This is a genomic window from Streptomyces sp. TSRI0107 (assembly GCF_001905845.1).
Classification (GTDB): Bacteria; Actinomycetota; Actinomycetes; order Streptomycetales; family Streptomycetaceae; genus Streptomyces.
Genome location: NZ_LIVZ01000001.1, coordinates 770,469 through 782,924, shown reverse-complemented (window position 1 = coordinate 782,924; position 12,456 = coordinate 770,469). Strand labels below are relative to the sequence as shown.

The following is a 12,456-nucleotide window of genomic DNA, read 5'->3' as shown; positions in this document are numbered from 1 at the left end:
GCCCGCCCGGGGGCGCGGGGAACGGCGTACACCTACCGTTCGGCTTTCGTCTTGTGCCCCCGCCCCCACTGCAGCCCCCACCCGTACAGCCGGTCCAGCTCCGCCTGGAAGCCGTACACGAACTTCACCTCGCGGCGCACGAACATCTCGCCCTTCACGTTCTCGATCATCACCACCGCGCAGGACCGTGCCTGCGGATGCCGCTCGTCGAGATGGATCTCCACGCGCGGCCCGCTGGTCGGGAACAGCGTCACGACCGCCTGTGTGCGGTCGAACGCCGGCGTCTGGTCGTAGATGTAGACGAACACCAGCAGCCGCTTGATCGACTCCCGGTGGTCGAGGTTCACGTACAGCGTCTCGCCGGATCCCGACCCGAACCGGTCGTCCCCGGTGAGCTTCACGTACGGCGCCGCGTTCACGTCCCCGAAGTAGCCGCCCAGCGGCTGCACCACGCCCTTGGTGCCGTCCTGCAGCTCGTACAGGCAGCCCAGGTCCAGGTCGACGTTGACCATGCTCTGGGTGTGCCCCATGACCTCCGGCGGCTTCAGCGCCTTGAACGGGTGCCGCAGCAGGCTCTCCCGCTGCGGTCCGCCGATGTCGGAGCTGCGCATCCGCCAGGCCAGGTTGATCCGCAGGTGGCCGGTGGCCGCGCCCTGCTTGGTCAGTGACACCTGGCTGTGCCGTTTGGTCAGCTCGATCGCGTTCGTGGCCGCGCTGCCCGAGTCGAACTCGGCCGCCCGCCCACGCCAGAACCCGTCCAGCAAGCCCATCTCCGCCCCCTGATCTCCCCCGGTGTCCCCACCTGTCCGACCCTGCGCCCTGCCCGCACAGCACGGCGGGGCGGCCACGAGGACGTCAGGTCCTCGACGACCGCCCCGCTCAGAGCGTTCCTCGACCGCGGGTGCGTCACACCCCGGACGACACCTCTGTCTTGTCCGAGCTGCCGTTGCCCTCGGCCGCCGCCAGTGCCCGGTTGCGGCGGACGGAGGACCAGAAGGAGGCGGCGATCAGGATGACGCCGATGGAGCCGGTGATCAGCTCGCTGATCTCGTACTGGATGGTGACCAGCAGGATCACGGCGAGGGCGCCGATCGCGTAGTGCGCGCCGTGCTCCAGGTAGACGTAGTCGTCCAGGGTGCCCTGGCGGACCAGGTAGACCGTGAGCGACCGGACGTACATGGCGCCGATGCCGAGGCCGAGGGCCATCATCACGATGTCGTTGGTGATGGCGAAGGCGCCGATGACACCGTCGAAGGAGAAGGACGCGTCCAGGACCTCCAGGTAGAGGAACATGAAGAACGCGGCGCGGCCGACGAGGACGATCGCCGGGCGCTTCTTGCCGGTGCGCTCGGCCTCCTCCTCTTCCTCGTGCTCGCGCTCCTCCTCTTCCTCGAGCTTGTCCTCGAAGTAGCCGGACAGGCCGCCGACGATCATGTAGGTAATGAGGCCGGCGACTCCGGCCAGCAGCACCGTCTCCGCCTTGTCCGCGGGGCCCGCGTGCAGGTGGGCGTGGGTGGCGAAGGTCATCGACGTGATCAGCAGGACGATCAGGGCGATGCAGACCGACAGCATGTCGACCTTGCCGAGCTTGGCCAGCGGGCGCTCGAGCCAGCCGAGCCACTTGATGTCCCGGTCCTCGAAGATGAAGTCGAGGAAGATCATCAGCAGGAACATGCCGCCGAAGGCCGCGATCGCCGGGTGGGCGTCGGTGACCAGCTCCTGGTAGCGCTCCTTGTCGGTGAGCGCGAGGTCGACGGCCTCGATCGGGCCCAGCTGGGCGCTGATGGCCACGATGACCACCGGGAAGACCAGCCGCATGCCGAAGACGGCGATCAGGATGCCGATCGTGAGGAAGATCTTCTGCCAGAAGGCACTCATCTTCTTCAGGATTCCGGCGTTGACCACCGCGTTGTCGAAGGACAGGGAGATCTCGAGGACGGAGAGGATCGCCACTACACCGAAAGCGGTCCACCCCCCGTAGAAGACCGCCGCGACGAGGCCGAGCGCGGTGACCGCGAACGACCAGCCGAACGTTTTCAGAACCACTGGCTACCCAACTCCTGTGTGTACGGGTCTCCCCCGCGCCGCACTCGGCTTTACGAAACGTTGACTCCGAAGTCTAGAGCGATCCCCCGAAGACCCGACGCGTACCCCTGGCCCACAGCCCGGAACTTCCATTCTCCCTGGTAGCGGTAGACCTCGCCAAAGATCATGGCGGTCTCCGTGGAGGCGTCCTCGCTGAGGTCGTAGCGGGCCAGCTCCACGCCGTCGGCCTGGTTGACGACCCGGATGAAGGCGTTGCTGACCTGCCCGAACGTCTGGCCGCGCTCGTCGGCCAGATGGATCGAGACCGGGAAGACGATCTTGTCGCACCGGTCGGGGACCTTGGAGAGGTCGATCAGGATCGACTCGTCGTCACCGTCGCCCTCGCCGGTGAGGTTGTCGCCGGTGTGCTCCACCGAGCCGTCCGGGCTCTTGAGCTGGTTGTAGAAGACGAACCACTCGTCGCCGAGCACGCGGCCGCCGCCGCACACCAGGGCGCTGGCGTCCAGGTCGAAGGGGGCTCCGGTGGTGGAGCGAGCGTCCCAGCCGAGCCCGATCATCACCTGTGTGAGGTTCGGTGCGGCCTTGGACAGGGAGACGTTGCCCCCCTTGGCGAGCGTGACGCCCATGATTGTTCCCTCCCCGGTGATGATGTCTCTCTGGCTGTCCTGCGCGTCCGGCGCCGCACGTAAACCGTGCGACGCCGGACGAGAACCTTCAGCTGGCTCAGACGTTCACGCCGAAGTCCTGCGCGATGCCGCGCAGACCCGACGCGTAGCCCTGGCCGATGGCGCGGAACTTCCACTCGGCGCCGTGCCGGTACAGCTCACCGAAGACCATGGCGGTCTCGGTGGAGGCGTCCTCGCTGAGGTCGTAGCGGGCGATCTCGGCGCCGCCGGCCTGGTTCACCACGCGGATGAACGCGTTGCGGACCTGGCCGAAGGACTGCTGGCGGTTCTCGGCGTCGTAGATCGACACCGGGAAGACGATCTTCTCGACGTCCGCCGGGACACCGGCGAGGTCGACCTTGATCTGCTCGTCGTCGCCCTCGCCCTCACCGGTGAGGTTGTCACCGGTGTGCTCGACGGAGCCGTCGGGGCTCTTGAGGTTGTTGAAGAAGATGAAGTGCTGGTCGCTGGCGACCTTGCCGGCGTTGTTCAGCAGCAGCGCGCTCGCGTCGAGGTCGAAGTCCGTGCCGGTCGTGGTGCGCACGTCCCACCCCAGACCGACGATGACCGCGGTCAGGCCCGGGGCCTCCTTGGTCAGCGATACGTTGCCGCCCTTGCTGAGGCTGACTCCCACGAGTCCTCCATTGGTGTTTTGGGGCGGGGAGCCCCGTCGTGCGTTGGTAACGGATCAAACGAGTCGATCCTAGTGACGGGTTCCCGCGCCCCGCAGGCCCTGGGTGCGAGAAATCAGAGGGTGTCGAGCGCCTTGACGTACTCGTTCAGGTCACGGGCGTCCGGCAGGCCGTTGACGACCGTCCAGCGGACCACGCCCTCCTTGTCGATGACGAAGGTGCCGCGCACCGCGCAGCCCTTGTCCTCGTCGAAGACGCCGTAGGCGCGGCTGACCTCGCCGTGCGGCCAGAAGTCGCTCAGCAGCGGGTACTCCAGGCCCTCCTGCTCGGCGAAGACGCGCAGGGTGTGGATGGAGTCGTTGGAGACGGCGAGCACCTGGGTGGCGCGGTCCGCGAACTTCGGGAGGTTGTCGCGCACCTCGCACAGCTCGCCGGTGCACACGCCGGTGAAGGCGAAGGGGTAGAAGAGCAGCACCACGTTCTGCTCGCCGCGGAAGTCCGAGAGCTTCACGGTGCGGCCGTGGTTGTCCTTCAGCTCGAAGTCGGGCGCCTTGTCTCCGACCTGGATCGCCATCTCGTGTCATCCCTTCGCGGTGGGCCGTTCGGACGGCATCCACCCTACGCAGCGGGCACGGAAGGCGGACGGACGGGCCGGGGTGACCCGGCCCGTCCGTGCTCGGCTGTTCAGCGGAAGGTCACCGCTTCGACTTGGCGGCCTTGGGCGTGGCGAGGCGGCTGCCGCTCCAGTCCTTGCCCACGCTGACGCTCTTGGACGCCGTCAGGCCCGCGGTCGTCGCGGCTTCCGAGATGTCGCTCGGCTCCACGTACCCCGAACGGCCGGTCTTCGGCGTCAGGAGCAGGATCGCGCCGCCTTCCTCGATGTACGTGGTGGCATCCACCAGCGCATCCGTCAGGTCGCCGTCGTCGTCACGGAACCACAGCACAACGGCGTCGGCCACGTCGTCAAAGTCCTCGTCCATCAGGTCGCCCTCGATGGCTTCCTCGATGGCCTCGCGGAGCTCCTGGTCGACGTCGTCGTCGTAGCCGATCTCCTGGACCACCTGCCCGGGCTGGAACCCCAGCCTGGCGGCAGGGTTCGTCCGCTCCTCCGCGTGGTCCGCGGTCGCGCTCACGGGTTGCCTCCTGATCATGTCTTGGGAATATCTCAGCCACGCGCGTGCGCGAAGCATTGGCCGTAGTCCACACGGGCGGGGCGGATCGCGCAAGTACCCGGCGGTTCAGACCGCCGAAACGGTGACGATCCAGGCCGTGTCGCCGCAACTCCAGGCACCCGCCCAAGGGCCAAGGTGACACACACCACACCTATCTGCCCTCTTTGTACGTTTGGGAACCACCCAAGGGTACGGGTTTCGAACGTACGGCGGTTACCTCACAGTAAAGGTGACGTTTGCTGCCGTGAGGTACACGATGGGGATCGGCGCAATCAAGCAGAAACAGCCCCAGCAGCCCTCAACAGCCCCTCTGACAGGTAAGGACCAGCGTGGCTTCCGGATCCGATCGCAATCCGATCATCATTGGCGGCCTTCCGAGTCAGGTTCCTGACTTCGACCCCGAGGAGACGCAGGAGTGGCTCGACTCCCTCGACGCCGCCATCGACGAGCGGGGCCGTGAGCGCGCCCGCTATCTGATGCTGCGGCTGATCGAGCGGGCCCGCGAGAAGCGCGTGGCCGTGCCCGAGATGCGCAGCACGGACTACGTCAACACCATCGCCACCAAGGACGAGCCGTTCTTCCCGGGCAACGAGGAGATCGAGCGCAGGATCCTCAACGCCACCCGGTGGAACGCCGCCGTGATGGTCTCGCGCGCCCAGCGCCCGGGCATCGGCGTCGGCGGCCACATCGCCACCTTCGCCTCCTCCGCGTCCCTCTACGACGTCGGCTTCAACCACTTCTTCCGGGGCAAGGACGAGGGCGACGGCGGCGACCAGGTCTTCTTCCAGGGGCACGCCTCGCCGGGCATCTACGCCCGCGCGTTCCTGCTGGACCGCCTCAGCGAGCAGAACCTCGACGCGTTCCGCCAGGAGAAGTCGAAGGCGCCGTACGGGCTGTCCTCGTACCCGCATCCGCGGCTGATGCCGGACTTCTGGGAGTTCCCGACCGTGTCCATGGGCCTCGGCCCGATCGGCGCGATCTACCAGGCCCGGATGAACCGGTACATGCACGCGCGGGGCATCGCGGACACCTCCAAGTCGCACGTGTGGGCGTTCCTCGGCGACGGCGAGATGGACGAGCCGGAGTCGCTCGGCCAGCTGACCATCGCCGCCCGTGAGGGCCTGGACAACCTGACCTTCGTCGTGAACTGCAACCTGCAGCGGCTCGACGGCCCGGTGCGCGGCAACGGCAAGGTCATCCAGGAGCTGGAGTCGGTCTTCCGGGGCGCCGGCTGGAACGTGATCAAGCTGATCTGGGACCGGACGTGGGACCCGCTGCTCGCGCGGGACCGCGACGGAGTGCTGGTCAACCGGATGAACACCACGCCGGACGGCCAGTTCCAGACGTACGCCACCGAGTCCGGCGCGTACATCCGCGAGCACTTCTTCGGCGACGACCAGCGGCTGCGCGCCATGGTCGAGAACATGTCCGACCACCAGATCCTGATGCTGGGCCGCGGCGGCCACGACCACAAGAAGATCTACGCCGCGTACAAGGCGGCCCTGGAACACAAGGGCCAGCCGACGGTCATCCTGGCCAAGACGGTCAAGGGCTGGACGCTGGGGCCGAACTTCGAGGGCCGCAACGCCACGCACCAGATGAAGAAGCTGACGGTCGACGACCTCAAGCGCTTCCGGGACCGGCTGCACCTGCCGATCGCCGACAAGGATCTGGAGAGCGGGCTCCCGCCGTACTACCACCCCGGACGGGACTCCGAGGAGATCCAGTACATGCACGACCGGCGCAAGGGGCTCGGCGGTTACGTCCCGACGCGCGTGGTCCGCTCGAAGCCGCTGGCGCTGCCGGACGACAAGACGTACGCGACCGTGAAGAAGGGCACCGGTCAGCAGTCCATCGCGACAACCATGGCGTTCGTCCGGCTGCTGAAGGACCTCATGCGGGACAAGGAGATCGGCAAGCGGTTCGTGCTGATCGCACCGGACGAGTACCGGACCTTCGGCATGGACTCGTTCTTCCCGAGTGCGAAGATCTACAACCCGCTGGGCCAGCAGTACGAGGCGGTCGACCGCGATCTGCTGCTGGCTTACAAGGAGTCGCCGACCGGGCAGATGCTGCACGACGGCATCTCGGAGGCGGGCTGCACGGCCTCGCTGATCGCGGCCGGTTCGGCGTACGCGACGCACGGCGAGCCGCTGATCCCGGTGTACGTCTTCTACTCGATGTTCGGTTTCCAGCGCACCGGCGACCAGTTCTGGCAGATGGCCGACCAGCTGGCGCGCGGATTCGTGCTGGGTGCGACCGCCGGGCGTACGACCCTGACCGGTGAGGGCCTGCAGCACGCCGATGGCCACTCCCAGCTGCTCGCCTCCACCAACCCGGGCTGTGTGGCGTACGACCCCGCCTATGCCTACGAGATCGCGCACATCGTCCAGGACGGTCTGCGGCGGATGTACGGCAGCAGCGAGGAACACCCGCACGGCGAGGACGTCTTCTACTACCTCACCGTCTACAACGAGCCGATCCAGCACCCCGCCGAGCCGGAGAACGTCGACGTCGAGGGCATCGTCAAGGGCGTCTACCGGTTCGGCGAGGGCACGGCCGGCCGGATCCCGGCGCAGATCATCGCCTCCGGCGTGGCCGTCCCGTGGGCGGTCGAGGCGCAGCGGATCCTCGCCGAGGAGTGGGACGTACGGGCCGACGTGTGGTCGGCGACCTCCTGGAACGAGCTGCGGCGGGACGCGGTCGCGTGCGAGCAGCACAATCTGCTGCACCCGGAGGAGGAGCAGCGGGTGCCGTACGTGACGCGGAAGCTGAGCGGGGCCGAGGGGCCGTTCGTGGCCGTCTCCGACTGGATGCGGTCGGTTCCCGACCAGATCGCGCGGTGGGTGCCGGGCACGTACCAGTCGCTGGGTGCGGACGGGTTCGGCTTCGCCGACACCCGCGGGGCGGCGCGGCGGTTCTTCCACATCGACGCGCAGTCGATCGTGGTGGCGGTGCTCGCCGAGCTGGCGAAGGAGGGCAAGGTGGACCGGTCGGTGCTGAAGCAGGCCGTGGACCGGTACCAGCTGCTCGACGTGTCGGCGGCGGATCCGGGGACCGCGGGCGGCGACGCGTAGCGCGTGAGCCGTGAAGGGGTGGTGGACCTGCGGGTTCACCACCCCTTCGCGCTTTCCTACGATGCCCGGCATGAAGGAACAGTCGGCGCGGGCCCGTTGGGAAGAGCGCACACAGAGACCCCTGATGGCGCTGGCCGTGGCCTTCGCCGTCGCCTACGCGGTGCCGATAGTGCACACCGCGGCGAGCGAGCCGGTGACGCTCGGGTGCGCGGTCGTCGAGTGGACCGTGTGGGCGGCGTTCGCCGGCGACTACACGGTGCGGCTCGTCCTCGCCGAGCGGCGCGGGGAGTTCGTCCGCCGGAACTGGCTCGACCTGTGCGCGGTGGCGCTGCCGCTGATCCAGCCGCTGCGGCTGCTGCGGCTGGTGTCCACGCTGCTGCTGGTGGGACGGCGGGCGCAGATGGCCTCGCAGATACGGTTGACGACCTATGTCGCCGGCGCCGTGGTGGGGCTGCTGATGTTCGGGTCGCTGGCCGTGCTGTCGGTGGAGCGGGAGGCGCCGGACGGGAACATCCGGACGTTGGGTGACGCGGTCTGGTGGTCCTTCACCACGATGACGACCGTGGGATACGGGGATCACGCGCCGACGACCGGCGTGGGGCGGTTGCTGGCGGTGGGCCTGATGCTGTCCGGGATCGCGCTGCTGGGTCTGGTGACCGCGAACATCGCCGCGTGGTTCATCTCGCGGTTCGAGAACGACGACGCGGAGGAACGGCGGCAGACGGAGGCGATCGCGGCGCTGACGGAGGAGGTGCGGGCGCTGCGCGCCCTGGTGGGCGCGCAACCCGGCGCCGCGGGGTGCCGCTGCGCCCACAGCCACGACGGCGATGGCGAGCCACGCGCGGTCCGGCCCGGTCCGTGACCCCCTCCGGCCACGTGAGCGGGGGCACCCGCGCGCTCCGTGTCCGGAGCTCGTCACCGTGGTGACCCGGGTACCCCCGCTCTGCGCCTCAATCCTGTCTGCCGGCGCGCCACCCCCCTCCAGCGGCGCGCCGCAGCCCAGGTCGCCCTCGTCCTCGTACGAACTTGCCAGCGGAACATGCCGTACGAAGGGCTTGACCCACTGTGACTCGCGGTGCGGGCGGGGTGGGAGGAAACGTTGGCGTTGTCACCCTGATAGGGGAACCCCGCCGCCGTCGACGGACCGTCAGATGTGCGCCGCGCCCGCTCCCGCCTGCGCGTTCTCGCCGCGCTTGGTGAGGAAGGCGACCAGTACGGCCGCCACCGCGACGGCCGCGGCGACCAGCGACGCCAGGGACATCCCGGAGATGAAGGTGTCGTGGGCGACGTCGGTGATCTTCGCGGCGATCTCCGGCGGGGTGCCCGGCGGCACCGGCGCCACACCGGCCTGGACGGCTTCGGCGGCCTGCTCCTGCTGCTCGGGGGTGAGCGGCGGGAGGCCCGCGTCGGTCCAGTTGCCGGCGAGGTCGCTGTCGACCTTGGAGACCATCACGGCGCCCAGGACGGCCGTGCCGAGGCTGCCGCCGATCTGCATCGCGGCCTGCTGGAGACCGCCGGCCACGCCGGACAGCTCCATGGGCGCGTTGCCGACGATGACCTCGGTGGCGCCGACCATGACCGGCGCGAGGCCGAGGCCGAGCAGGGCGAACCAGAGGGACATCACACCGCTGCCGGTGTCCGCCTTCAGCGTGGACATGCCCCACATGGCGAGCGCGGTGACCGCCATGCCGCCGGCCAGCGGGATGCGCGGGCCCAGCTTGGTGATCATCGCGCCGGCGAGCGGCGAGCCGACGATCATCATGCCGGTGAGCGGCAGCAGGTGCAGGCCGGCGTCGATCGGGCTCATGCCGTGCACGTTCTGCAGGTAGAACGTGACGAAGAACAGGCCGCCCATGAAGGCGATGGCCATGAGGACCATCAGGACGACACCCGCGGAGAGCGGGATCGAACGGAAGAGGGCCAGCGGGATCAGCGGCTCCGCGACCCGCGTCTCCCAGAAGGCGAACAGCGCGAAGCCGAGCACCGAGGCGCCGATGAAGGTCCAGGTCAGTCCGTCGCCCCAGCCCCACTCGGGCGCCTTGATGAGGGCCCAGACCAGGCAGAACATGGCGGCGGAGAGCAGCGCGATGCCCAGCAGGTCGAAGGAGCGCGGGGCGTTCTCGGCACGGTGGTCGAGCAGGATCATCGCGCCGAGGACGACGGCGAGGACGCCGACCGGCACGTTGATGAAGAACACCGACTGCCAGCTGACGTGCTCGACGAGCACACCGCCGAGGATCGGGCCGCCCGCGGTGGAGGCGCCGATGACCATGCCCCAGATGCCGATGGCCATGTTCAGCTTCTCGGCCGGGAAGGTGGCCCGCAGCAGGCCGAGCGCGGCCGGCATGAGCAGCGCGCCGAAAAGGCCCTGCAGGACCCGGAAGGTGACGACCAGCGCGATGCTGCTGGACATCCCGATGAGGCCGGAGGCGACGGCGAAGCCGACGACACCGATGAGGAAGGTCTGCCGGTGGCCGAAGCGGTCACCCAGCTTGCCCGCGGTGATCAGGGAGACCGCGAGGGCCAGGAAGTAGCCGTTGGTGATCCACTGGACGTCCGCGAAGCTCGCGTTCAGGTCCTCTTTGATGGCCGGGTTGGCGATGGCCACGATGGTGCCGTCGAGGGCCACCATCATGACCCCCACGGCGACGGTTATGAGGGTGAACCACGGATGCCCCCGCAGCCCCTTGGCCGGCGAGGGATCCGACGGGGCTGATCCGGCGTCGTCCCCCGGCCCCGTCTTGTCGATGGTGGTCTGACTAGTCATGCTTCGAGGCTAATGACAGCCACTGACAGTTGACAAACCATTTCACGTTTCGGTAACTGACACGTCACTCCCTTAGGGTCTGGACCGGGCGCACGGTTCAGAGAAGAGGTGCCATGGAGACAGCGTCGGGGTCCTCGCCCGGCCTGCGTGAACGCAAGAAGCAGCGCACCCGGGACGCCCTGCTGCGGGCCGCCCTCGAACTGTTCACCACCCAGGGCTACGAGCGCACCACCGTCGACGAGATCGCGGCGGCCGTCGACGTCTCCCAGCGCACCTTCTTCCGGTACTTCGCCGGCAAGGAGGACGCCGCCCTCGCCGCCCAGCGGCTGGCGGTGGCGCACTTCGTCGCCGCGCTGCGCGCCCGGCCCGCCGGGGAGCCGCCGCTGGAGGCGATGCGCCGGGCGGTGCTGGACGGCTGGGACACCCTGCACGAGGTCGTCGAGGCCGTCGTCCCGATCGACCTGTATCTGCGGATGTACCGGGTGATCGAGTCGACGCCGGTGCTGCTCGCCGCCTATCTGCGCAGCTCGGCGGAGATCGAGGAGCAGATCGCGCGGCTGATCGCCGAACGGGAGGGGCTGGACGTGGACGCCGACCCGCGGCCGCGGGTGGCGGTGGCCGTCTTCGGCGGGGTGATCCGGGTCACCGAGCGGCTGTGGAGCGCGGGCGACGACTTCAGCATGGAGGCACTGCGCGCGTTGACGGCGACGTACCTCGATCAGGTGGGCCCCTCCCTGGCCGGGGCCTGGCGGACCCCCCAGAGCTCCTAGATCCACAGCTCATCAGTCAAACGTGATGCCTGTCACACGCGTCACGCGAGACCCTCCCGTTCTCCTAGTGTGTCCTCCCAGTGACTTCCTTCGACTCCTCCCCGCAACTCGGTCTCTGGCGCGCGCTGCTCGCGCTGGCAGTCGTGTTCGTCATGCTGGCGACCACCGGCTGGACCGCCCTGAAGGGCCACCGGGAGACCACCCCCCTGCAGGCCTCCCTCGCCTCCTGGGAGCGGGGCCGGATCGACGGACACCGGCTGCCGGACCCGGACTCCGGCCCCACCCGGCTCGCCCGGTTCTTCGCCGCCCTCACCGACGCCCAGCGCGCGCGGCTCGCCAAGCGCTACCCGCTCGCGGTCGGCAACATGAACGGCGCCCCCGTCACCCTGCGCTACCGCGCCAACCGCATCGCGCTCGGCCAGGCCCGGCAGGTCGAGCGGAAACGGATGCGCGACAGCCGGCTCACCCCGGCCGGGCAGCGGGAGGCGGGCCTGCGGATGCATCGCTTCCGGGCGCTGATGCGCGAGGGGCGGCACATCCTCGCCTTCGACCCGGAGGGCTCCGGCCGGATCGCCGAGGTCTTCGGCGACCTCCGCAAGGCCGAACGGGTCTCCGTCGTCGTCCCCGGCGTCGACACCGACCTGCTCACCTTCCAGCGCAGCCACCGCGAGTACTCGGCGCCCGTCGGTATGGCGAAGTCCCTCTACGCCGCCGAGCGCGCCGTGAGCCCGGACACCCGGACCGCCGTGATCGCCTGGGCCGACTACACGGCGCCCAGCGGAGTCGGCATGGACGCGGCCACCGCATGGCGCGCCGCGGACGGCGCCGTCCGGCTGAACGCGCTGCTGCGCGCGCTGCCCGGCGACGCGCCGGTCTCGCTGTTCTGCCACAGCTACGGCTCCGTGGTCTGCGGGGTCGCCGCGCCCGAGCTGCCGGGCCGGGTCGCCGACATAGCCGTGGCCGGCAGCCCCGGCATGCGGGTCACCGAGGCGGCCCAGCTCCGCACGTCCGCCCATGTGTGGGCGATGCGGGACGCCGACGACTGGATCCAGGACGTGCCCTATCTGGAGCTGGGCGGCCTCGGGCACGGCGCGGACCCGATGTCCGCCGGGTTCGGCGCCCGGCTGCTGTCGGCACGGGAGGCCGAGGGGCACGCCGGGTACTTCGAGCCCGGCACCGACAGCCTCGCGAACCTCGCCGAGATCGGGGTTGGCGCGTACCGCGCGGTCGACTGCGCCGACGATCGGGGCATGTGCCGGGCGGGTTTGTCCGGGACGCCGGGCGCCGGACGCGCGTAGAGCCGGAGAAACTGCGGTTTGCGCAGGGA

The 12,456-nt window shown here is 69.3% G+C and carries 11 protein-coding genes; 4 read left to right on the top strand and 7 right to left on the bottom strand.

All coding sequences use genetic code 11. The features are described from left to right. Positions 1-32: 32 nt before the first annotated feature. From AMK31_RS03460 to AMK31_RS03435, 6 genes are all read right to left on the bottom strand, one after another. Positions 33-770: a TerD family protein gene (locus tag AMK31_RS03460; protein ID WP_073938793.1), complete on the bottom strand. Its 738-nt coding sequence runs from the start codon at positions 768-770 to the stop codon at positions 33-35. A 136-nt stretch (positions 771-906) separates the two neighbouring features. Then, positions 907-2,046, bottom strand: coding sequence for a DUF475 domain-containing protein (locus AMK31_RS03455; protein ID WP_073938792.1), 1,140 nt, complete (start codon positions 2,044-2,046; stop codon positions 907-909). 50 nt (positions 2,047-2,096) lie between these two features. Continuing rightward, the gene (locus tag AMK31_RS03450) at positions 2,097-2,672 is read right to left on the bottom strand and encodes a TerD family protein (RefSeq protein ID WP_073938791.1); all 576 of its coding nucleotides are present in this window, start codon (positions 2,670-2,672) and stop codon (positions 2,097-2,099) included. Between the two features lie 97 nt (positions 2,673-2,769). Further along, a complete protein-coding gene (locus AMK31_RS03445) occupies positions 2,770-3,345 on the bottom strand; it encodes a calcium homeostasis/redox stress adaptation protein (protein WP_073938790.1) in 576 nt (191 codons plus the stop codon). A 113-nt stretch (positions 3,346-3,458) separates the two neighbouring features. Then, on the bottom strand, positions 3,459-3,917 hold the full coding sequence (locus AMK31_RS03440; RefSeq protein WP_073938789.1) for a peroxiredoxin: 459 nt from the start codon (positions 3,915-3,917) through the stop codon (positions 3,459-3,461). A gap of 121 nt (positions 3,918-4,038) precedes the next feature. Then, on the bottom strand, positions 4,039-4,476 hold the full coding sequence (locus tag AMK31_RS03435; RefSeq protein ID WP_189696770.1) for a DUF3052 domain-containing protein: 438 nt from the start codon (positions 4,474-4,476) through the stop codon (positions 4,039-4,041). 368 nt (positions 4,477-4,844) lie between these two features. Here AMK31_RS03435 and aceE point away from each other — a divergent pair, with 368 nt between their 5' ends. Next, positions 4,845-7,592 carry a pyruvate dehydrogenase (acetyl-transferring), homodimeric type gene (gene aceE / locus AMK31_RS03430; RefSeq protein ID WP_073938787.1) on the top strand — a complete coding sequence of 916 codons (2,748 nt, stop codon included), beginning with the start codon at positions 4,845-4,847 and terminating at the stop codon, positions 7,590-7,592. 70 nt (positions 7,593-7,662) lie between these two features. Further along, on the top strand, positions 7,663-8,454 hold the full coding sequence (locus AMK31_RS03425; RefSeq protein ID WP_079186680.1) for a potassium channel family protein: 792 nt from the start codon (positions 7,663-7,665) through the stop codon (positions 8,452-8,454). 285 nt (positions 8,455-8,739) lie between these two features. Here AMK31_RS03425 and AMK31_RS03420 read toward each other — a convergent pair whose 3' ends face one another. Continuing rightward, the gene (locus AMK31_RS03420; RefSeq protein ID WP_073938786.1) at positions 8,740-10,359 is read right to left on the bottom strand and encodes an MFS transporter; all 1,620 of its coding nucleotides are present in this window, start codon (positions 10,357-10,359) and stop codon (positions 8,740-8,742) included. 113 nt (positions 10,360-10,472) lie between these two features. On the opposite strand from AMK31_RS03420, the gene AMK31_RS03415 reads away from it, so the two are divergent. Together AMK31_RS03415 and AMK31_RS03410 are read left to right on the top strand one after the other, a co-directional pair. Continuing rightward, entirely contained in the window at positions 10,473-11,129 is a 657-nt protein-coding gene (locus AMK31_RS03415) for a TetR family transcriptional regulator (RefSeq protein WP_073938785.1), read from the top strand. Positions 11,130-11,209: 80 nt separating this feature from the next. Then, positions 11,210-12,427 carry an alpha/beta hydrolase gene (locus tag AMK31_RS03410; RefSeq protein WP_073938784.1) on the top strand — a complete coding sequence of 406 codons (1,218 nt, stop codon included), beginning with the start codon at positions 11,210-11,212 and terminating at the stop codon, positions 12,425-12,427. Positions 12,428-12,456 lie beyond the last annotated feature (29 nt).

Excerpts from the sequence above, each read along its gene's own strand:
- AMK31_RS03460 (WP_073938793.1), bottom strand. The coding sequence starts at position 770 with ATGGGCTTGCTGGACGGGTTCTGGCGTGGGCGGGCGGCCGAGTTCGAC.
- AMK31_RS03450 (WP_073938791.1), bottom strand. The coding sequence starts at position 2,672 with ATGGGCGTCACGCTCGCCAAGGGGGGCAACGTCTCCCTGTCCAAGGCC.
- AMK31_RS03440 (WP_073938789.1), bottom strand. The coding sequence starts at position 3,917 with ATGGCGATCCAGGTCGGAGACAAGGCGCCCGACTTCGAGCTGAAGGAC.
- AMK31_RS03425 (WP_079186680.1), top strand. The coding sequence starts at position 7,663 with ATGAAGGAACAGTCGGCGCGGGCCCGTTGGGAAGAGCGCACACAGAGA.
- AMK31_RS03420 (WP_073938786.1), bottom strand. The coding sequence starts at position 10,359 with ATGACTAGTCAGACCACCATCGACAAGACGGGGCCGGGGGACGACGCC.
- AMK31_RS03415 (WP_073938785.1), top strand. The coding sequence starts at position 10,473 with ATGGAGACAGCGTCGGGGTCCTCGCCCGGCCTGCGTGAACGCAAGAAG.